Source organism: Burkholderia sp. A2 (assembly GCF_001729305.1).
Lineage (GTDB): Bacteria > Pseudomonadota > Gammaproteobacteria > Burkholderiales > Burkholderiaceae > Burkholderia > Burkholderia sola.
In genome coordinates this window covers 4,837-24,442 of sequence record NZ_LZXX01000101.1, presented here as the reverse complement: position 1 = coordinate 24,442, position 19,606 = coordinate 4,837, and the positions used below count along the sequence as shown (strand labels likewise).

The window sequence follows — 19,606 nt, the reverse complement described above, 5'->3', positions numbered from 1 at the left end:
GCGGATAAAGACAAGTCGCCGTCTATCAACGACAACATGTGCGGGCAGTCGGGAATCCGGCCGGCATTCCGCCTCTGGCGAGACGAGCGGGCGTGCCGCGTTCGATGCAATGCCGGCCGGTATTTCGGGAATTCCGGTGCCGGGTTGGCACCGGTGTGCGCGTTGGAAACTTCGTCGCGTTCACGAACGTCCGTCTTGCGTCCGTTTCGTCATCGCGCGAAGGTGGCCCTCGAATTTGTGCAGCAACATCGACGCCGTGGCCGCAAGCCCGATGGCGAGTCCGCTCCAGATGCCGTAGATGCCGTATCCCAGCAGCACACCGGCCGCCCAGGCGACCGGCAGACCGATTAACCAGTATCCGACGATCGATATCCGAAACGAACTCGTTACGTCACCGAGGCCCCGCAAAATGCCGACGCCGATGTTCTGGCTGCAATCGAAGATCTGCAGCAGCGCCGCGATCGTCAGCAGCCCACCGGCGAGGCGCAGAACTTCGGCACTCGCGGCCGCGCCGTTGTCGAGAAATGGCGCAAGCACGCGGGTGGGCGCAATGAGATACGGCAGCGCAACGACCAGCATCGTCACGACACCTAGCGCGAGCCCCGTATAGCCGAGTCGGCGCGCACCGCGATAGTCGCGCTGCGCACACGCATGGCTGATGCTGATCGACGACGCGTGAGACAAACCGACCGAAATCATGAACACGATGTAGATCACCTGATTCACGATCGTCTGTGCGGCCAGCGCATCGGCGCCGAGCGTCCCGATCACGAGCGTGAGGACGGTGAAGAACGCAGCCTCCGATCCATAGGTTGCCGCGATCGGCAAACCCATCCGCCACGTCCGCGCCAACGTATCGGCATCGGCGCGCCAGGCGGCAAGCGACAAGTGTTCGGACAGTTCCGGCCGGCGCCTTGCGATCGTCAGAAACGCGATGAAGGAAAGCAGGTACACGCCACTGGTTGCGCACGCAATACCGACCAGGCCGAGCTTCGGAAATCCGAACCGGCCGAACATCAACGCGTAGTCGAGCGCCGCGTTGACGACGATCGATACGATCGTGATCGCCAATAGCGGCCCAGGCTTGCGGAGTCCGACGGTATATTGTCGAAGCACCTGAAACCACAGACACGGCAACATGCCGGGTGCGGCCGCCGCAAGATAGAACGATGCTTGGCGTGCGACGCCCGGATCCTGACCGAGCCAGACAAGCGGCATTTCGATACACAGCATCATCAATGCAAACGCCAGTGCCGCGAGCGTCGACAGCGCAAAGCCGGAGCGCACCAGCCGCATGATTTCCGCATGCGCGTGTTGACCGTTCGCGAACGCGACGAGGTTGCCCGTTCCCGTCACCAGCCCGGTTCCCATCGTCCGGAACTGGTTGAAGATCGTCAGCGCGAGCCCCCCGGCGGCGATTTCGCGCGGGCCAAGCATCCCCATCATGACGATGTCGGTGGTTGTCAGCGCCACCTGGGCGAGCTGCGTAAGGATGAGGGGAGCGGCAAGCACGCCGATTTGCGTGGCATCGAGCCAGACTTGTCGATGAAGTTTCATGCGGCGCGGGAAAATATCGATTCGAGTTCCCGAGCAATCGACTCGTCGAGCAGGTTTCGCGCTCGCATCCAGTCGTCGTCGAACACCGTGTCGAGATATTTTTCCCCGCCGTCACAGACCAGGACCACGAGCGTCGCCCCCGCCGGCAGCGAATCGAACATCTTCAACGCGTGCCAGATGACGCTGCCCGCCGAGCCGCCGACGAGCAGCGACTTCTTGCGTGCGATATAGCGTGCCGTATTGAAGGCGGCCGCGTCCGTCACCTTGTAGCCTTCGTCGAGCAACGCATAGTCGACCAACGCGCCGATCTCGGCGCCAGGCGGCGTTCCGGTGCCGGACTGATAGTACGATCCGCCTTCGCCGCCGAAGACGATCGAGCCGACCGGCTCGACACCAATGACACGCGGCGCCGGGCCTGTCGCGAGCAGTTCTCGTGCAGTGCCGAACAGCGAGCCTCCGGTGCCGACCGAACCCACCAGGAAGTCGATTCGGTCGCCAAGCACGTCGCGCAGTTCATGTGCCAGCCCACGATAGCCGTTACCGTTCGCGGGATTGTTGTGCTGCTCCGTCCAGATGCCGTCCGGATCGTCCGCTGCCATGCGCTTGGCCAGCGCGTCGCGATCCGCCGTCGCGATCGCGTCGCCGTCGCTCACGCAGACGAGCTTTGCGCCGAACGCTTGCATCGCCCGCAGCTTGTCTTTCGACGCGTGACTGTCCACGATCGCGGTAAACCGATAGCCGCGCTCGGCCGACAACAGCGCCAGCCCCATGCCCGTATTGCCGGACGTCGATTCGATCACGTGTCCGGCCGGCCGCAGACTGCCGTCCTGTTCGGCTTCGTCGAGCATCTGCCTTGCCATCCGGATCTTGGCGCTGCCGGTCGGATTCGTCGATTCGAGTTTAAGCAGGATGCGCGCGCCGTTGGCGCCGCGAATCAATTCGAACAACGGCGTGCGGCCGACAAGATCCGATACCTTCGACACGATCGCAGGCACGGTGATCGTGGCTTGCTCACCCATAAAACGCACATTCATGGTCAGGCTCCCGAAAGCTGGAAGAAGCGATCGACGCGCCAGCGTGGCCACGCGCCGTCAAGTGTCAAGACAAGCTTGGGGGGAAGCGGCAGCTCGTGAAATGAAGATTCGTTCGAATCCATCTGATAGCCGGCCGTGTTCGGGTAGATCAGCAGATCGCCGGGTTCCGGGCGCCGCCCGAATACGATCTTGCGCCAGGTCAGCATGTCCGAGTCGAGGCAACTCGCCCCGCCGACGCAGGCGCGATAAGGCATGCCCGTGCGCGGCGATCGCGACGGCTCGCGCACGACGCTCAGCAGTTCCGGATCGGGCAGGAATTCACTGGCGAACCATTGCTCCGACACGCTGAAGCTCGTGCCATTGACGGTCGTGATGCCATAGTCGCCGCAGTCCTTCAAGCCTTGCACGGCAAACACCGTAAACCCTGCCTGATCCAGCAGCGAACGCCCCGGTTCCAGCATGATCGTCAGACCGTGCTCGCGAAGTAGTTCGGCGAGCGATGCGGAGGACGCCGCATCAGGGGTACCAGCCAGAATCGCGTCGAGCATCTGCGCGCCGCTGCAGGCCGAGTGATACGGATAGAATCCGTCGAATACCTTGTTTGCGTGGTAATCGTCCGCCCGGTGCGCCAGCTGGAATGCGCGCCAGTCGCGCTCGCTGGCGTACGACATCGCGAAGCCGCCACCGATATTGATCGTGGTCGGCGCAAGACCGAGGTCACGCGCAGCCAGGCACGCGCGCATCGCCGTCGCGGCCTGATTGCAGCGCTCCGTCGCGCTGTAACCGGACAGATGGAACGAGAACCCTTCAAGGACGAGCGACGCCTGCATCGCGGCACAGGTCGATAGCGCAACGCGAAGTGCGTCGGCACTCAAACCGAATCGGCTATCGTTGCGTGCCGCCGGCGCCATCCGCAACAGAATGCGTGCAACCCGCTTCGCCTGTGCCGAGATCGCGATCAGCCGATCGAGTTCGTCCTCGCTGTCGATGGCGATCAACGCATCGTGCAAAACCGCGAGCCGCAGCAGCGCGCTCGACTTCGACGGGCCGGATACACCGATATCGGTTCCGCACACGCCCGCGGCCAACGCTTCCGAGAACTCGCCCGTGCTCGCGACGTCGACGCCGATCCCGGATGCTGCCGCCGCATGCGCGAAGCATCGCGCCTTGTTCGCTTTCTTCGCGTAGTAAATGCGCCCGGACACTTGGCGATCGTCCAGTACGCGCTGAAATTCGGCGACATTGCGCGCGAAGCGCTCGGGAAACAAGAAATGAACGGGTGCGTCGAAGCCATGGACAAGATCGTGGATCATCGCTTGATGTTCGTCCACGAAATCCCGCAGTAGCGGATCCCACAACGCCGGCAACCGGAGCATATCCGTCACCATAGTTCGACTTCCCGGCCGAGCCCTTTCGTCAGCGCGGCATCGGCCAGCACGCGCCCCAGCGCGATGTCGGTCACGATCATGCCGCTGTTGAACGCGTAAACGATATCGGCATCGTTGCGCCGCGCAGGCTTCCGGCCAAGCAGTATGTCCGGCAACTCGGCATCGACGGCAGGCAGTTTTCCGGCTTCGTCCACGAGATCGGCACCGGTTACTTGCATTTGGGCCTCGCTCGTCGCGATGCGGTAATCGGCGCCATGCAGCGCGTCAGCGTGAATTCCGTAGCCGACCAGAAGCGCGAGCGCGCCCGGCTTCAGCGCCGCGTGTCGCACGGTCTCCGACACACCGGCGCCGGCCACCCCGAGTACGATGTCCGCTTCATTCGCGGAGGCGACGAGACCCTTCGATACTTCGATGTCACGGCCCGGATGAAAGCGCTTCAACGTCTTGCGGACGGCGTCGATTCCCGACTCATAGTGGCCGTGTACGATCACGCGCTCGATGTCCGGCAACGCGGTCAGCAGGAACGGCGCCGCCATCCGCCCCTGCGTCCCCGTGCCGACGACGAGCGCCGTTCGAGCCCGCGGCGCAGCCGCACGTGCGAGCAGAGCCGACACCGCCGGCGTGCGCAGCGACCCGACAAGGCTGCCGTCCATCAGTGCGACAGGCATGCCGGTTTCGTCGTCGAACAGCAACAACGTCGTGTAGTACTTCTGCAGTTCGCGGTTATGTTCCGGATCGAACTTATACGACGTCTTGAAACCGACCGTTCTGCGTCCACCATCTCGACCCAGCATCGAGTACGCGACCGAATGCTTGTCCGCTGGTTGACTCATCAGCTTGCGCGGATTGTCGGATTCGCCGGTACCGAGGCCAAGGTATGCCCGTTCGACAGCGTCGAGCACCATCGACGGGTCGTAGTCGAGTTCATCGATCGTGCGCTTGCCAAGCACAAGGAGTCTCGAGGGTTGCGTCGCGAGCCGCGGTCGAACGTCCGCGTCGGGTTCAGCGCCATCTGCCATCGTGGATATCATCGTATTCACTTGTGTCTCACCGGATTTCACGTATCGAACGGGCCTGCCACATACGTCGTGCAGGTTGACTTGAACATTGACGTGCCGCGACCGGCACCGACGCGCCAGATCGCACATTCTTGTTCGGCGGAGCTGCCTCTGCGAATCGCGCGCTCGACATGAAGGCGGATGCGCCGGGAGGCTGGCAACACGTTCAATTAATGCGGGTGCTTCATGTCCTGCAGCGTATTGATCATGGAATATTTCCTTCCGAAATGCGGATCATGCGGCAAAAGACGGGATCGGCCATCATTTCGTTTTTCATTACATACGGCTCAGTAATTTTGCAATCCGAATCAAATTGATTAACAAAAGCCACATTAATACCAGCGAGAATCACAAGATGACTCGCAATTGATGCCGATCAGATAATCAGCATTTCGATAACGAAAATACCCGTGTTCCGCCCGAGATTTACCAGGCACGGGCTGACGAGTTCAGCAATTTCGACGGGATTCCCTCACGTCGGCATGGCTGCTTGGCAGGCGGCATTCATGCGCGACAACGCGCGCGCATGATGAAGCGCAGCGAACCGTGTCCCGACCATTTGAGCATTCCGTCAGCGTCGATGGTCACGACCGGTAGAGAAAATACAAATCGCTCGTATTTATAAACCAGCTTCCACTTTCCTTGCAAATACTTTATTTCATCATTTCAAATGCATTTACGACGACCGCCATTGAATCGTGAAAGTGAAATTTGAGGCCGGTAGCCGCTCGATGGCAGCATCGAGAATCAAGCTCGGCTCGTTGCTCGAAAATACCGCCTGAGCGATACGCTGGTTGAGGAAGAAAAAGTGTCCCGCATCGGGGGGCCGCCGAAACGTTCGGGGGAGATGTCGTGACGGTGTCGGGCTCTACGCAGTCGGCGGTTTGGGGAACCGCCTGCGGTCGCCATGCGTTCCATCCGCGCTGCCTTCGAGTCGCCAGCTTGCCCCTGCGGCCCGACAATCGTCTCTTTTTGGCGTCAAGTTCAGTCGACCCGACGCTCATTATTCTTCGCGGTCCGAATCAATATCGATACATTCATTTTCCCGCGTTTCGACATGAGGCGTCGACATGAGGCGCCGCGCACGACGTATCGCGCTCCTCAATAGAAAAACCCGGCCCGCATCGAAGCGGGTCGGGCCGTGACGGGATGCGTGCTGCTTGTTACAGCGCGCCGCCTTGCGTCGACGCCGAGCCCTTCACGCCGACCGACGCGCCACCCTGCACCGAATTCGTCGCGCCTTCGAGCGCTTCGCCGGCCTTCGCCTTCGCGCCGCCCGCGACGTCGCCTGCGGTCGACACCGCGCCGTGGGCATGGCTCTTCGCCGAGGCGGCGACGTGCTTCACGTGCGACTTCGTCGCGTGCACGGCCGATGCCGCCGCATCCTTCGTCGCGCCGGCCGCCGAACCGACCGCCTGCGTCGCGCCACCCACCGCCGCCCCGGCTGCCGAACCCACGCCGCCGACCGTCTGGCCGACGCCGTTCAGCGCGCCGCCGACGGCATTGCCCGCGCCCGAACCCGAGCCTGCCGCATTCGCGCCGGCACCAGCCTGCACGCCCACGCCGCCGCCGAGCAGCGGCGTCTGGACCTGCGCGCCGACGCCTGCGGAACCCTGGGCGCCGGTCTGGGCCGTCTGTGCAAATGCAGCCGACGTCGCCATCGCCGTCAGAGCAGCACCCAGCAGAATCGTACGGATCTTGTTCATGGTCATTCTCCCCAAAGACGTTGTTGCTGCGGACCGCGTGCTTGCGGCTTGCCGCATGCCTCGCCGCGACATGCGGCAGGTGGAGCTAATGTAGCGGCGCCGGCGAGCAAAACGACTGAATTGCGGGGACTGTTACTTCCGTTGCAAATGCTGACGATTGACTCACACTGTTTGACAATCGGAGGTTTGCGGCGGGTGGCCACTGTATTTGACGACTGACGGGTGCAGCTTGGGCCGGCAGGCGCGCTTCATGCCGGCCGCTTCCATCTGCATTCCGAAGGATGCGATTTGCGCGGCCGTCGATGCGGCCTCGTCATGATGCACAGCCCCGGCCGCCAGCAAGCGGACCGGGGCCGTTCGCATTCCGCCCGGTTACGGCCGGAACGTATCGCCGAGCACGACGCCTTCGCGACGCGGATCGGTGCCGCCCTGCAACGCCGGCGACTGGCCGACCGTCACGCGCATCACCGTGTTGACGCCGCTCGCCTGCGCGGACGTCGACACCTTGTGCCCGAGCGCGAGCAGCCCCGTGATCAGCGGATCGTTCGCACCGTTGTTCGCCGTGTTGACGTTCGGATGCTCGCCGCCGATCGTGGTCGTCGGGCTGTTGCTCGCGCCGAAGTCGACGAGGCCCGCCGACTGCTGCGCGTCGAGCCCCCAGTCGAGCGCGCCGATCAGCGTCTTGACCACGTATTGCGGAATCGTGCCGCCGCCCGGCGAACCGGTCGCCATCACGAAGTCGCCGCGCGAGCCGTCGGTGGCCTGCCCGAACACGATCGTCGGCGCCATCGAGCTGCGCGGCCGCTTGCTCGGCTGCAGGCGGTTCGCCACCGGATTGCCGGACGCGTCGAGCGGGTTCGCGGAAAAGTCGGTCAGCTGGTTGTTCAGCAGGAAGCCGTTGGTCATGTGAAACGAGCCCATGCTCGACTCGACCGTCGTCGTCGCGCTCAGCACGTTGCCGTCGCCGTCCACGATCGTGAACTGATTCGTGCCGTGCTCGATCAGCGTCGTGTCGACGCCGAGCGGCACCGCACCGAGATTGCCGGGCTGCGCGGTGCCCATGCTTTTGGTCGTGTCGATCAGCGACGCGCGCGATTTCAGGTACGGTTTGTTCAGCAGCGTGTCCCACGTGCCGCCCGGCAGCGGCACGAAATCGGTATCGGCCACGTACTTGTCGCGGTCGGCATACGCGAGCCGCTCGGCCTCGGTGACGAGGTGGACACCCGCGACGGTCGGCTTGCCGCCCTCGAGATCGATCGCCGTCGGCTTCAACGACTTCAAGTCGTAATTCTCTAGAATGCCGAGCGCGGATGCGACCGCGATGCCGCCCGACGACGGCGGCGGCATCCCGCAGACCCAGTAGCTGCGATAGGTCGTGCACACCGGTTCGCGGCGCTTCGCCTGATACGCGGCCAGATCGGCGACGGTCGTCTTGCCCGGCGTGAGCGTCGAGCCGTCCGCGCCCTTCGTCACCGCGATCTTCGCGACGATGTCCTGCGCGATCTGCCCCGTGTACAGCGCATTCGCGCCCGACTGCGCCATCAGCGACAGCGTGCGCGCGTAGGCCGGATTCTTCAGTACGGTGCCGAGCGGTTTCGGCGAACCGTCGGCGTTCAGGAAATACGCGGCGGCTTCGGGGTCGCGCTTCAGGTTCGCGGCATTCGCCGCGATCGCGTCGGCCAGCCGGCCGCCGATCGGAAAACCGTTGGTCGCGAGCGTGATCGCGTCGCCGAACAGGCTCTGCCACGGCAAGCGGCCATGATCCTGTTGCAGTGCCTCGACGAGCCGCGGCACGCCGATCGTGCCGATCGAGCGGCCGCTCGCGCGCGCGTTCGGCAGCGGCGCCGAATGATCGGTGGCGTCATCGACATAGCGCAGATAGTTCTCCGTCGCGGCGGCCGGCGCGGTTTCTCGGCCGTCGTACGCCTGCAGCGTCTTGCCTCGCGCGTCGTAGTAGAGCAGCACGCCGCCCGACCCGAGGCCCGTCGCCTCCGGCACCGTCAGGCCCAGCACGGCCTGCACGGCGACCGCCGCGTCGGCCGCTGTGCCGCCCTTCTTCAGCACCGCGCAACCGGCTGCGCTCGCGTACGCGTTCGACGTGGCCACCAGGTACCTTTTCGCATAGACGGACTTCATCCCGGTGCGATAGCCCGACGACGCTTCCGGCAGCGACGGGTCGCCCGGCTGGTTCGAGCCCACCACGACCGTCACGCCGCTGTTGTCGACCGCGAGACAACTCGTATCGGTGGAAGGTGCGGTCGTGCGGCCCGCCTCGTTCTCGACGTCGCCGCCGCATGCGGTCAACAACGCAGCCGCGAGCAACGCGGACGCATACGGAAAAATCGCTGTTCTGTTCATTGTCTGCCAATGTGCGGGTCGTTGCGATGGGCATCCTGTCGCCCGCGCCCCTCGGTGCGCGGGCGACCCGTTCGATAGTCCCATGAACGGAATTTTTTTCGCAATCAGGAAATGACGTCGTGCAACCGGACGTTGTGTACGCAACGTCACCGAACCGGCATGCGGTTTTATCTGCCGCATTGCAGCGCATGGGCGTATCGTGACGTCGTTACCTTGTCGCCCGGCGACGCGTGCCGGCCGCCCGGCCGCCGCGCGCGAAACCGTGCTCCATCGCGTCGATCGCCTCGGAAAAGAATGCGAGAAACATCGTCATCGCGACCGTCGCGCTCGTGTCCGCCCGCTGGTAGATGCAACTGAACGAGCGCGCGCCCGCATCGGCCAGCGGCGTCCACGCGAGCCGGCCGGCGGCTACGTCGTCCGCGACGTTTTCCGCGATCAGGAAGCCGATGCCAGCGCCTTCGGCCACGAGACGCCGCACCATCGACACCGAGCCGGTTTCGACCAGCGGCCGCACGCTGCGCGGCTGCCGAGCATCGATCTGGTCGAACATCGCGCGCAGCTCCGTGTCGGGCGTCATCAGGATCAGCGGATGCGCGAAGCAGTCGCGCATCCGCACCTTGCCGCCCGTCGACGTGAGCGGATGGCCGGGCGCCGTGACGACACCCAGCGGCTGCGCGAACGCGCGCACCTCGACGACGCCCGCCGCGGTACGCCGGCGCAGCGCGTAACCGATGTCGACCTCGCCCGTCTCGACCCAGCGCACGATGCGCTCGCCGTTTCCGCAGCGCACGCTGTACGTGACGCCGGGATAGTGCTGCATCGCCGCGAGGATCGCGTCGGGCACGAGCTTTTCCGCCGTCGAGGCGGGCACCGCGAGATTCACGTGCCCGCGCCGCAGCGCGCGCAGGTCCTCGACCTGCGTCAGCGCGTTGTCGAAATCGCGCTGGCCGCGCCGCACGGCCGCGATCACGATCTCGCCGGCGAGCGTCAGCTGCATGCCGCGCGGCAGCCGGTCGAACAGCGGCACGCCCACCTGCTCCTCGAGATTGCGGATCTGCTGGTGCACTGCCGCGGCGGTCAGGTGCAGCGCATCCGCCGCCTTGCGAATCGAGCCGCGCCGCGCGACTTCGTCGAAACAGCGGAATGTCTGCGATATCGAACGCATGATGATCCGTTAGATTTTTCCGAACAGGCCGTCAAGAATAATCCGATTTTACCGACCGGGCGAATCGTCTAGATTCCGCTGCATCCCCGTATCCGATTCGAATGGAGACCGCAGTGACGACCGTCGACCAGATTACCCAGCGCCGCCGCGGCGTCGGCCTCATTGCCCACGATCCCGCGTTGTCCGCGGGCGGCTATACGCTCATCGCGCCGCAGACCGGCGACGGCAACGTCTATCTCGTCGGCATCGACGGCGCAGTCGTCCACCAGTGGAAGATGCCCGTGCGCCCGGGCCGCCACGCGGTCATCCTCGCGAACGGCAACCTCGGCTACAACGGCAATCATCCGCACTCCGAATCACGCTACGCACCATGGTCGATGTGGCACGGCGGCGACTTCTACGAGGTCACGCCGCAAGGCGACACCGTGTGGCGCTACGAGGATCCCGCGCATCACCACGACGCGCAGTGGCTGCCGAACGGCAACCTGCTGTACGCCGCGTGCGAGCCGGTCGACGCGGCGTTCGCGCGGCGCGTGCCGGGCGGCACCGCGCATGGCGACGACGAGGTGATGTTCGCGGACGTGATCCGCGAAGTGAACCGCGCCGGCCGGATTGTCTGGGAATGGCACGCACGCGACCATCTGCGGCCCGAGGATTTTCCGATCGCGGCAGGCTTCGGCCGCTATCACTGGCCGCTCGTCAACGGCCTCGCGGTCGATGCGAACGGCCGCGTGCTGATGAGCCTGCGCACGACGTCGGGCATCATCGGCGTGCACCGCGCAACCGGCCGCGTCGACCTGCACATCGGGCCCGGCGTCGTGTCGCACCAGCATGCGCCGGCACCGCTTCCGAACGGCAACATCCTCGCGTTCGACAACGGCAATTTCCGCCATGGCGCGCACGTCGCGTTCTCGCGCGTCGTGGAAATCGATCCGGCGACGCAGCGCGTCGTGTGGTCGTATGCGGACGACGTCGTGAACCTGTTCTACACGCCGTTCATGGGCAACGCGCAGCGCTTGCCGAACGGCAACACGCACATCACCGAATCGTCGACGGGCCGGCTGTTCGAAGTGACGCCGGCCGGCGAGGTCGTCTGGGAATACGTGATCCCGTGGTTCGCCGAATACCCGGACGAAGCGGCGCGCAAGACCGGCCCCGGACAGCTGAACAGCGTGTTCCAGACGTTCCGCTACAGCGCCGCGCAATTGCCGTGGCTACGGACCTGAGCTTTCGTTCACCGCCGGTTTCCGGCCATCGTCGCCGTTCGTTTCCGAGGAGTCTGCCGTGTCGCACGATCCGATCTCCGCACCCGTCGATGCCCGCCTCCCCGCGTGGCAGCTCGCGCTGTTCGGGCTGCAGCACGTGCTGTCGATGGCCGCATCGCCGATCACGGCCGTCTTCCTGATCGCGAAGGTGCTCGTGTTGCCGGCCGACCTGACGGTTCAGTTGATCGGCGCGACGTTCTTCGCGTGCGGCATCGGCACGCTGCTGCAATCGCTCGGCGCCGGCCCGATCGGCGCGCGCATGCCGTTCGTGATGGTGCCCGGCGGCGCACCGACGATGCTGTTCGCCGGCATCGCCGCGCAATCGGGCCTGCCGACCGCGGCCGGCGCGGCGCTGCTCGCCAGCGCGTTCTACTGGGTGCTGCTGCCCGTCTTCACGCGCTGCCTGCGGCTCTTTCCGCGCATCGTCGTCGGCGCGATGCTGTTGCTCGTGTCGATCAACCTGATCCGGATCTACGCGACGATCGTCGTCGGCCAGCCCGGTTCGGCCGACTTCGCGCAGCCGCGCGCGCTCGGTCTCGCACTCGCGACGATCGTCGCCACCGTCGTCGTCGCGGGCGCATTCCGCGGCACGGCCGGGCGCCTCGCGGTGCTGATCGGGCTGACGGCCGGCGCGACGCTCGGCTGGTCGCTCGGCGCGATGCCCGCGCTCGCCGACGTGTGGCACGGGCCGCTGTTCACGCATCCGGTGTGGCTCCCGTTCGGGATGCCGCGTTTCGACGTGCTGGCTGCGCTGCCGCTGCTGATTTTCACCGCGATCTCGATGGCGGAGGCCACCGCGCAGACGGTCGCCGTCGGCGAAACGTGCGGCAAGCCGATTTCGCTCCGGCGCGACGTGCCGAAGACGATACGCGGCGACGCGCTCGCCTCGCTGGCCGGCGCGCTGTTCGGCACGCCGTTGATCGTGACCAGCGCCGAGAACATCGGCGTCGTGCAGACGACCGGCGTACGCTCGCGCTACGTGACGGCCGCCGCCGGCGCAATGCTGATCGTCATCGCGCTGTTCGCGCCGCTTGCGCGGCTCGCGTACGCGATCCCGGCCGCCGTGGTCGGCGGCACCGCGCTGGTCGTGTTCGCGATGATCGGCGTGATGGGCATCCGGCTGCTCGCGAGCATCGACCTGCACGCGCGCGCGAACCAGTACACGCTCGCAGCCGCACTGGTCGTCGGCCTCGCGCCGATCCTGGTGCCGAACCTGTATCGTCATTTCGGCGCGCCCGTGCAGATCGTGCTCGGCAACGGCATGGCGGCCGGCACGCTCGCGGCGATCGCGACGCAACTGGCGTTCGCCGCGCTCGCACGGCTGGGCGGGCAAGCACATGCGAGCGCGGCTGCGGCGCCTTCGCGCGACGCGTAACCGCAGCCGCACGTGCACGCTGCCCGCGCTTGACGACGCCTGCGGTCGTGACTGACGCGCGGTTTCCTCACGTGGCAGGCCGCCTTCATGTCGGTCGGCGGCGAACGGTTCGGATATGGATGTCGAAGCGATGGAACGGCGTGCCGCCCGTGTTCCGCTTCTTCATCACGCTGCTGCGCGTGCTCGTCCACCTGACGATGAACGACGACGGCGTCGACGACATGCGTGCCGCGCCCCGACGCACCTGCTTCGTCGCGTGCCGGCCGACCGGCCGTCGGGACGATTGCCGGCGTCACCGTGTCCGGCTATAAAACGGGGATGGACACGAATCGCTGGATTCACGACCCCGTCGGCGCGTTTCGCGCCTGGCAGGAAACCGCCGCGACCGGCGCCGGCCGCCGGCCGTTCGCGCCGCGTTCGATCGTCCAGCACGTCGCGATGTTCGAGCGATTCCTGCGTCACCTGAGCGCACGGCACGTGTCGCTCGCGACGTTCGGGCCCGACCACGTTGCGGCCTTCCTCGCGGAACTCGACCGTACTTGCGCGCCCGGCACGTCGACGCGCGTGCGCTATGCGAAGCTGATCGACCGGCTCGGCCGGCATCTGGTCGACGCCGGTGTGCGGACGAGTCATCCAGCCGGCCGATCGACACACGATCTCGCCTGGCCGGACGGCGAGCCCGAGCCGTGCTACCTGCCGCCCGATGCCGACGCGGCGCTGCAGCGCCATGTGCAGCCTCTGGCGAATGACACGCCCGCCGACTGCCGGAATCGCGCGATCGTCGCGCTACTGCTCGCGAGCGGCATCACGTCGGCCGAGATTCGCGCAACGACAGGCGACGCACTCGATCTCGACGCGCGGCCAGCGGTGTTGTCGGTGCCGCGCAATCGCGCGCGGCCGGCGCGCCGGATCGCGCTCGCCGCATTCGCGGTGGCGCCGCTCGCCGCATGGCGTGGGCGCTCGACCGACGTGCCGCCTTCGACGCGGCTGTTTCCCGCGCCACGCGGGGGCGCAATGAACGACATGTTCCTGCTGCTCGTGGTGCGCGATGCGCTGAACGCGATCGGCTTTCACGCAGCGGACATGAGCCCGCGCGTGCTGCGCAATACGTATGCGCGCCGCCAGTTGCTCGCCGGCCATGCGCATGCCGATGTCACGGCGATGCTCGGTCTCGCCAGCCTGCGAACGGTCACGCGCATTCGGCAAACGCTGCCGCCCGATGCAGCCGCGGATCGCGCTGCCCGCGAGCGGTGATCGCGCGCCGCCGGCGCGAACCGCGTTCCTCCGGTGCGCTATTCGCCCGGCTTCGGCTGGACCAGCCGGAGAATCCGCGTGTCGTACGGGGATTGCATCACTTCCGCGATGCGGATGTCGGACGCGGCCGGATGCAGCGGGTTCAACAGGAAGTTATGGGCGTGCGGCACGACGACGCTCGGCACACGCAGCAGCGCGCTCGGCTGCGTGTCCAGCCACTCGGTACCCGCGCTACGGGTCCAGTCGACGTTCGTGCGCCAGTCGTCCGGCGCATCGCCTTCCGCGATTTCGGCGACGTCCACCGAATCGGGCGCCTCGATACGCAGCAATTGATATCCGCTCGGCAATTGGCCGACGGTGGCGATTTCGAAATGAACCAGCGTCTCGAGCAGCGCGAGCGCCGGATGCTCGGCGAGATACACGACGGGCTGCCCGGCGAAATGCCAGCGCCCGCCGGCCCGCAACCCGCCGATGCCTTTCAGATCGGCGTAATTGCTGATCCGCCACAGCGTCGTCAAGCGAAGTACCCCTCGTCGATCTGCGTGAGGGCCTCTTCGACGAGCCGCGCACCATGCTCGGTGCTCGCCATGTCGAGCGACGTGCGGCCGCCGAAGCGCTGGAGCCCGTTGCGCAGCCACGCCATCGCCTTGTCCTGATCGCCGAACGTGGCCGCCGCCTGCGCGACGATGCGCGCGAGACGGATCGCCTTGTCCGACTCTTCCGGCGACAGGCGTTCGTGCGCCTGCCGACGATGACTCAACGTGCGGCGCGGAATGATGAAGGCCAGCTCGTCCGATTTCAGCCCGCGCTCCGACAACCGGTCGATCACCGACACGTCGACGCGCGCGCTCGCCAGCTCGGCCAGGTCGGCGCCCGAGCGGACGCGGATCGCCAGCAGCTGCTCGAGAATCGTGAATTCGGCCTGACGCGGGTGCGCGACGCCTGAAGGATGAAAAGCGATGGTGCTCATGACCTCTCCGGCAATTTGCCCCACCATTATAGGCGTTTTGCCGGCGAGATACGGACTGTTGAGCGGCGGGCTTTACCCATTGGGCTGACAGACCGGTATTCGAGGTGCGCGAATCGGAGATTCGCCTCCGGTGAGGGGGTACAAAAATTCAGTATATAAAATCCTGTTCGCTATGACCTGAAGTTGTCACGTAACAATTTTCCAACGGTAATACGCAAGTCAAGGAAATCGCCTCTTTTCCCCTCCTGTACGCCGGGTAGACGATCACCGGCGGCTGATGCGCAGCCGATCGTCCAGGGTCAGCCGGCCCATGCGGACGACCGGATCACGCTGCAGAAGTTGCCCGCATGGAAATGCGGATCCTTGTCCGCGAGCACGTCGGCCTTCACGTTGCCGAACGTCGTGCCGGGCTTGTGCTTGATGCCGTCGTAGAACGCCTGAATGATGTCTTCCTTGAAATGCGGCGTGCGCGGATGCGCGCGCACGACCGCTTCCCGCTCGATGTCGCTGTATTCCGGGTAAGCGAGGCCCAGTACGTCCATCTCGACGCCCGCCGTGACCAGCGCGACGACCGGATGCATGTGCTGCGGAATGCCGGGCGTGGTATGCAGTGCGATCGAGGTCCATACGACATCGATGTCCTGTTGCGAGATCCCCTTCGCCTTCAGAAAATCGCGGGCGGCATTGGCACCGTCCACTTCGAAGCGCTCGCATGCGCTGCTGTGCCGGTGCGTCAATCCCATGTCATGGAACATGCAGCCGCAATAGAGCAGCTCGGGGTCGTACTCGAGCCCGCGGCGTCGGCCTGCCAGTGCCGCGAAATAGAACACGCGACTCGAGTGATGGAACAGCAGTTCGGATTCGGTATCGCGCACGAGTTCGGTGATCTCGCGCGTCAGTCGAGTATCGGGAAGGGTGATGCCGGCAACGTTCACAGTCATGATCGACCTCCATGGAAGACACGCTCGATTCTCCGGGGTCCGACAGGTGTCTCAAATAGGCTGGTTACGACGAATCCTGCCATTTCGCGCGACGAACGGACACAGTGCCGGCACGGTGAAGAAAGCGCCCCTATACTGCTGCGCATCACGTTCGATACGACACGCAACCGATCATGCCGAAGGTCGTGGGTATTTTTGCCGTTCCGGGCGTTCAGCTGCTCGATGTCTCCGCACCGCTCGACGTGTTCGCGCAAGCGAACGTCGAATGCGGGAAGCCGTACTATGCGTCGCGGGTCATCGCGAGCGGGGCCGGTGCGATCCGCAGCTCGTCCGGCGCACGGTTGCTGCCCGACTGGATCGCCCCCGACATCCCCGAGCGCATCGACACGCTGCTGGTCGCCGGCGCGCCGAACGCCTGCCAAATCGCGCTGCGCACCGACGTCCTCGCGTGGTTGCGCGCGGCGGCGGTGCAGAGCCGACGCTACGGGTCGATCTGCACCGGGGCATTCATCCTCGCCGCCACGGGCCTGCTGAAAGGACGTCACCTCACCACGCACTGGGCCGCCGCCGATGCACTCGGCGAAGCCTATCCGTCGCTCGTCGTGGACGCCGACGCGCTGTACGTGCGCGACGGCAAGCTGCGCACCGGCGCGGGCGTCACGGCCGGGCTCGATCTCGCGCTCGCGCTGGTCGAGGAAGATCTCGGCCGCGAGATCGCGCGGCGCGTCGCCGCGCAACTGGTGATGTTTTTCAAGCGTCCGGGCGGGCAGCTCCAGTTCAGCCGCAAGGGCGAAGCCCGCCCCGCCGGACGTTCGGTGCTGCAGGAAGTCCAGCGCTGGGTCGCGGCCCATCCGGAACTCGAACATTCGGTGGCCGAGATGGCCAAGCATGCCGGCATGAGCCCACGCCATTTCGCGCGGCTGTTCCGCGCGGAAGTCGGCATGACGCCGGCCGCGTGGGTCGAAGCGACCCGCATCTCTGCCGCCCGCCAGTTGCTCGAGAACGGCCATGACACCCCGAAGCAGGTCGCCGCGAAATGCGGCTTCGCAAACGTCGATACGCTCAGGCGGGCGTTCACCCGGCATGTCGGCATCACGCCGGCCGAATATCGGAAACGGCAGACGACCCTGGCTGCGTGAGAGGGAACGCGCGGCGCCGAATGAGTGACGCCGACGGCCTCGCGAAAATACTTCGGAATACGATTCAATGGTTCGACCCGCTCGTTCCGCGTCGATCGCCCCCATCGCGCCTTCCCCTCCTCCGGCTCACCGGCAATCATCAGATGAAATTGCGCGCTGCGCGAATCGTTTACCCAGTTGCAATAATGATTCGCTGCAATGCGTATTTCCGACCGGTAACGCGATCGTTACGATGCAATCGACCGCTGAACGCAACGAGCGAAGCGCGAAATCAACAGAACCGGAGGTCACCATGAAGTCGTTCATCACTGCTGTCGTCGCCGCAACCGCATTGTCCGCGTCGTACGGCGCATTCGCGCAATCGAATCCGTCGGGCCAGCTTACGCGTGCCCAGGTGCGTGCGGAACTCGTCCAGCTCGAACAGGCCGGCTACAAGCCCGAAGTCTCCGATCAGTATTACCCGCGTGCGCTGCAAGCCGCACAGGCCCGCGTGACGAACGCCGATGAGGCCGGCTACGGCGCGCAAGCAGCCGCCGGCGCGCGTGCCGGCCGCGCGGTCGCAGTCAAGCAGGAAGGCCGCAACTCGATCTACTTCGGTCAGTAAACCGGAATACGCCAGCGTATTTCCGGCGTATTCCGGATACGCCCGTCGTAGACGCGACACCCCGCTCCCGTTCATCGGGGCGGGGTGTTCGTTTTCCGGTTGTCCGCTCCTTTCGTTGCTCGCGTGCCGCGCGGCGTCGTTCACGCAAGCGTCCGGTGTTTGCGCATAGAATGGCCGCGTGGTCGGCGTCGGCCAGCACGAACGCGGGCGGCATCACGACGCCCGCTGGCCGGCCCGATGTCGCACTCGGCGCATTTTTCGAAAAGGAGCGGTTTCATGTCTCAAACATCCGGTTCCACGATCACGTTTCGCCGCCCGGACGGCCAGGAACTGCAGGGCTATCTCGCCACGCCGGCACGGACCGAAGGCGCGCCCGCGGTCGTCGTCATCCAGGAATGGTGGGGGCTGAACGACCAGATTCGCGGCGTCGCGGATCGTCTCGCGCGCTGCGGCTACTTCGCGCTCGTGCCCGACCTGTATCGCGGCAAGTCGACGGTCGAGGAGGAAGAAGCGCACCACCTGATGACCGGCCTCGATTTCGGCGACGCCGCGTCGCAGGACATTCCCGGCGCGGTCGCCTACCTGAAGACGCTGGCGCCGCGGGTCGCGGTGACGGGCTACTGCATGGGCGGCGCCCTCACGCTGCTGTCGCTGCAGTACGCCGACGCGGACGCCGGCGTCACGTGGTATGGCCTGCCGCCGCTCGACTACATCGATCCGGCCAAGCTCAAGGTGCCGCTGATGGGTCACTGGGCGACGCAGGATGCGTTCTTCACGATCGACCAGGTCGACGCACTGGAAAAGAAGCTGACCGATGCGAAGGTCGGCTTCGAATTCCATCGCTATCTCGCGCACCATGCGTTTGCGAACGAAACGGCCGTCGGCCCCGGCCGCATCGCCGGCACGCAGTTCGATCCGGTGTGGTCGGAAACGGCGTGGGACCGCACGCTCACGTTCTTCGGCCGAACGCTCTGGACGAAGCACGCGTAACGGAATGCCGCGTCCCGCGCGGCGACGGTACAAAGGAAAACGCCACGGACTTGCGTCCGTGGCGTTTTCGTTTTCACCTCCCTTCGGTTCAGTGGACAGGCGCGGCCTGCCGCTTCGCTTCGGCCATGCGTCGTGCTTACCCGTTCGTTGCCGTCTGGTAGTCGACCGGTGCATCCGGCGCGCGCGGCGCTTCGCCCGCGCGCTGGATCCAGCCGCCGCCGAGCGCGCGGTACAAGTCGACCAGGTTCGTCCAGCGCGCCAGGCGCGCGCTGATCAGCGACTGCTGTGCGGAGTACAGATCCGTCTGCGCGGTCAGCACCGACAGGTAGCTGTCCACACCGTTCTTGTAACGCAGGTCGGACAGATCGAAGCGACGCTGCTGCGCGTGCTCGTTGCGCTCCAGCGCCGCGATCTGCTGATCGTACGTGCCGCGTGCGGCAAGCCCGTCCGACACTTCGCGGAACGCCGACTGGATCGCCTTCTCGTAGTTCGCGATCTCGATGCGCTTCTGCACGTTCGCGAGATCCAGGTTCGCGATGTTCTGCCCGCCCTCGAAGATCGGCAGTGCGATGTTCGGCGCGAACGACCACGCCGCCGTGCCGGCCTTGAACAGGCCGCCCAGCGTCGGGCTCGCGGTGCCGAACGCGGCTGTCAGCGAGATCTTCGGGAAGAATGCCGCACGCGCCGCGCCGATGTTCGCGTTCGCGGCCAGCAGCGTCTGCTCGGCCTGCATCACGTCCGGACGACGCGTGAGCAAGTCCGACGGCAGGCCAGCCGGCACGTCCGTCAGCAGGTTCTGCGC

General features: G+C 65.6%; 18 protein-coding genes and 1 pseudogene. 7 read left to right on the top strand and 12 right to left on the bottom strand.

Annotated features, from left to right (window positions below; genetic code table 11):
- Positions 1-180 precede the first annotated feature (180 nt).
- From A9Z05_RS19820 to A9Z05_RS19790, 7 genes are all read right to left on the bottom strand, one after another.
- Positions 181-1,512, bottom strand: a complete 1,332-nt coding sequence (locus A9Z05_RS19820) for an MATE family efflux transporter (RefSeq protein ID WP_256122036.1) — start codon at positions 1,510-1,512, stop codon at positions 181-183.
- A 41-nt stretch (positions 1,513-1,553) separates the two neighbouring features.
- Positions 1,554-2,642: a cysteine synthase family protein gene (locus A9Z05_RS19815; RefSeq protein ID WP_256122035.1), complete on the bottom strand. Its 1,089-nt coding sequence runs from the start codon at positions 2,640-2,642 to the stop codon at positions 1,554-1,556.
- Positions 2,594-3,979 carry an alanine racemase gene (locus A9Z05_RS19810; RefSeq protein ID WP_069619585.1) on the bottom strand — a complete coding sequence of 462 codons (1,386 nt, stop codon included), beginning with the start codon at positions 3,977-3,979 and terminating at the stop codon, positions 2,594-2,596. The genes A9Z05_RS19815 and A9Z05_RS19810 overlap by 49 nt, the downstream gene beginning before the upstream one ends.
- Positions 3,973-5,127: an ornithine cyclodeaminase family protein gene (locus tag A9Z05_RS19805; RefSeq protein WP_256122034.1), complete on the bottom strand. Its 1,155-nt coding sequence runs from the start codon at positions 5,125-5,127 to the stop codon at positions 3,973-3,975. Before A9Z05_RS19805 ends, A9Z05_RS19810 begins: the two co-directional genes overlap by 7 nt.
- Positions 5,128-6,200: 1,073 nt before the next feature.
- The gene (locus A9Z05_RS19800; RefSeq protein WP_069619583.1) at positions 6,201-6,743 is read right to left on the bottom strand and encodes a hypothetical protein; all 543 of its coding nucleotides are present in this window, start codon (positions 6,741-6,743) and stop codon (positions 6,201-6,203) included.
- Between the two features lie 372 nt (positions 6,744-7,115).
- A complete protein-coding gene (locus A9Z05_RS19795; RefSeq protein ID WP_069619582.1) occupies positions 7,116-9,101 on the bottom strand; it encodes a gamma-glutamyltransferase family protein in 1,986 nt (661 codons plus the stop codon).
- Positions 9,102-9,309: 208 nt separating this feature from the next.
- The gene (locus tag A9Z05_RS19790) at positions 9,310-10,266 is read right to left on the bottom strand and encodes a LysR family transcriptional regulator (protein ID WP_069619581.1); all 957 of its coding nucleotides are present in this window, start codon (positions 10,264-10,266) and stop codon (positions 9,310-9,312) included.
- Positions 10,267-10,367: 101 nt separating this feature from the next.
- On the opposite strand from A9Z05_RS19790, the gene A9Z05_RS19785 reads away from it, so the two are divergent.
- The 4 genes and pseudogenes from A9Z05_RS19785 to A9Z05_RS19770 all read left to right on the top strand — a co-directional run bounded on the left by A9Z05_RS19785 (position 10,368) and on the right by A9Z05_RS19770 (position 14,160).
- Positions 10,368-11,492, top strand: coding sequence for an aryl-sulfate sulfotransferase (locus tag A9Z05_RS19785; RefSeq protein WP_069619580.1), 1,125 nt, complete (start codon positions 10,368-10,370; stop codon positions 11,490-11,492).
- Positions 11,493-11,550: 58 nt separating this feature from the next.
- Complete coding sequence (locus A9Z05_RS19780; protein WP_069619579.1) at positions 11,551-12,906, top strand: uracil-xanthine permease family protein; 1,356 nt, start codon at positions 11,551-11,553, stop codon at positions 12,904-12,906.
- A gap of 51 nt (positions 12,907-12,957) precedes the next feature.
- Positions 12,958-13,139: pseudogene (locus A9Z05_RS19775) on the top strand (DUF2165 family protein); the annotation flags it as partial.
- Positions 13,140-13,224: 85 nt separating this feature from the next.
- Positions 13,225-14,160: a tyrosine-type recombinase/integrase gene (locus A9Z05_RS19770; protein ID WP_069619578.1), complete on the top strand. Its 936-nt coding sequence runs from the start codon at positions 13,225-13,227 to the stop codon at positions 14,158-14,160.
- 38 nt (positions 14,161-14,198) lie between these two features.
- Here the strand turns inward: A9Z05_RS19770 and A9Z05_RS19765 are convergent, their stop codons facing one another.
- The 3 genes from A9Z05_RS19765 to A9Z05_RS19755 all read right to left on the bottom strand — a co-directional run bounded on the left by A9Z05_RS19765 (position 14,199) and on the right by A9Z05_RS19755 (position 16,071).
- Positions 14,199-14,678: an RES family NAD+ phosphorylase gene (locus tag A9Z05_RS19765; protein WP_069619577.1), complete on the bottom strand. Its 480-nt coding sequence runs from the start codon at positions 14,676-14,678 to the stop codon at positions 14,199-14,201.
- Complete coding sequence (locus A9Z05_RS19760) at positions 14,675-15,130, bottom strand: antitoxin Xre/MbcA/ParS toxin-binding domain-containing protein (RefSeq protein ID WP_050018210.1); 456 nt, start codon at positions 15,128-15,130, stop codon at positions 14,675-14,677. Before A9Z05_RS19760 ends, A9Z05_RS19765 begins: the two co-directional genes overlap by 4 nt.
- A 299-nt stretch (positions 15,131-15,429) precedes the next feature.
- The gene (locus A9Z05_RS19755; RefSeq protein WP_069619576.1) at positions 15,430-16,071 is read right to left on the bottom strand and encodes an HD domain-containing protein; all 642 of its coding nucleotides are present in this window, start codon (positions 16,069-16,071) and stop codon (positions 15,430-15,432) included.
- Positions 16,072-16,244: 173 nt separating this feature from the next.
- Here A9Z05_RS19755 and A9Z05_RS19750 point away from each other — a divergent pair, with 173 nt between their 5' ends.
- Positions 16,245-17,210 carry a GlxA family transcriptional regulator gene (locus A9Z05_RS19750; protein WP_069619575.1) on the top strand — a complete coding sequence of 322 codons (966 nt, stop codon included), beginning with the start codon at positions 16,245-16,247 and terminating at the stop codon, positions 17,208-17,210.
- A gap of 126 nt (positions 17,211-17,336) precedes the next feature.
- Here the strand turns inward: A9Z05_RS19750 and A9Z05_RS36295 are convergent, their stop codons facing one another.
- Entirely contained in the window at positions 17,337-17,516 is a 180-nt protein-coding gene (locus A9Z05_RS36295; RefSeq protein WP_124505065.1) for a hypothetical protein, read from the bottom strand.
- Between A9Z05_RS36295 and A9Z05_RS19745 the strand changes: the two genes are divergently transcribed.
- On the top strand, positions 17,503-17,814 hold the full coding sequence (locus A9Z05_RS19745; RefSeq protein ID WP_069619574.1) for a DUF4148 domain-containing protein: 312 nt from the start codon (positions 17,503-17,505) through the stop codon (positions 17,812-17,814). The genes A9Z05_RS36295 and A9Z05_RS19745 overlap by 14 nt on opposite strands.
- A gap of 276 nt (positions 17,815-18,090) precedes the next feature.
- Complete coding sequence (locus A9Z05_RS19740) at positions 18,091-18,804, top strand: dienelactone hydrolase family protein (protein ID WP_069619573.1); 714 nt, start codon at positions 18,091-18,093, stop codon at positions 18,802-18,804.
- A 136-nt stretch (positions 18,805-18,940) separates the two neighbouring features.
- On the opposite strand, the gene A9Z05_RS19735 is transcribed toward A9Z05_RS19740, so the two are convergent.
- Positions 18,941-19,606: efflux transporter outer membrane subunit (locus A9Z05_RS19735; RefSeq protein WP_141723445.1), on the bottom strand; the 666-nt coding region annotated here is incomplete at its 5' end.

Excerpts from the sequence above, each read along its gene's own strand:
- A9Z05_RS19810 (WP_069619585.1), bottom strand. The coding sequence starts at position 3,979 with ATGGTGACGGATATGCTCCGGTTGCCGGCGTTGTGGGATCCGCTACTG.
- A9Z05_RS19805 (WP_256122034.1), bottom strand. The coding sequence starts at position 5,127 with ATGTGCGATCTGGCGCGTCGGTGCCGGTCGCGGCACGTCAATGTTCAA.
- A9Z05_RS19800 (WP_069619583.1), bottom strand. The coding sequence starts at position 6,743 with ATGAACAAGATCCGTACGATTCTGCTGGGTGCTGCTCTGACGGCGATG.
- A9Z05_RS19795 (WP_069619582.1), bottom strand. The coding sequence starts at position 9,101 with ATGAACAGAACAGCGATTTTTCCGTATGCGTCCGCGTTGCTCGCGGCT.
- A9Z05_RS19790 (WP_069619581.1), bottom strand. The coding sequence starts at position 10,266 with ATGCGTTCGATATCGCAGACATTCCGCTGTTTCGACGAAGTCGCGCGG.
- A9Z05_RS19785 (WP_069619580.1), top strand. The coding sequence starts at position 10,368 with ATGGAGACCGCAGTGACGACCGTCGACCAGATTACCCAGCGCCGCCGC.
- A9Z05_RS19770 (WP_069619578.1), top strand. The coding sequence starts at position 13,225 with ATGGACACGAATCGCTGGATTCACGACCCCGTCGGCGCGTTTCGCGCC.
- A9Z05_RS19760 (WP_050018210.1), bottom strand. The coding sequence starts at position 15,130 with ATGAGCACCATCGCTTTTCATCCTTCAGGCGTCGCGCACCCGCGTCAG.
- A9Z05_RS19755 (WP_069619576.1), bottom strand. The coding sequence starts at position 16,071 with ATGACTGTGAACGTTGCCGGCATCACCCTTCCCGATACTCGACTGACG.
- A9Z05_RS19750 (WP_069619575.1), top strand. The coding sequence starts at position 16,245 with ATGCCGAAGGTCGTGGGTATTTTTGCCGTTCCGGGCGTTCAGCTGCTC.
- A9Z05_RS19745 (WP_069619574.1), top strand. The coding sequence starts at position 17,503 with ATGAAGTCGTTCATCACTGCTGTCGTCGCCGCAACCGCATTGTCCGCG.
- A9Z05_RS36295 (WP_124505065.1), bottom strand. The coding sequence starts at position 17,516 with ATGAACGACTTCATGGTGACCTCCGGTTCTGTTGATTTCGCGCTTCGC.
- A9Z05_RS19740 (WP_069619573.1), top strand. The coding sequence starts at position 18,091 with ATGTCTCAAACATCCGGTTCCACGATCACGTTTCGCCGCCCGGACGGC.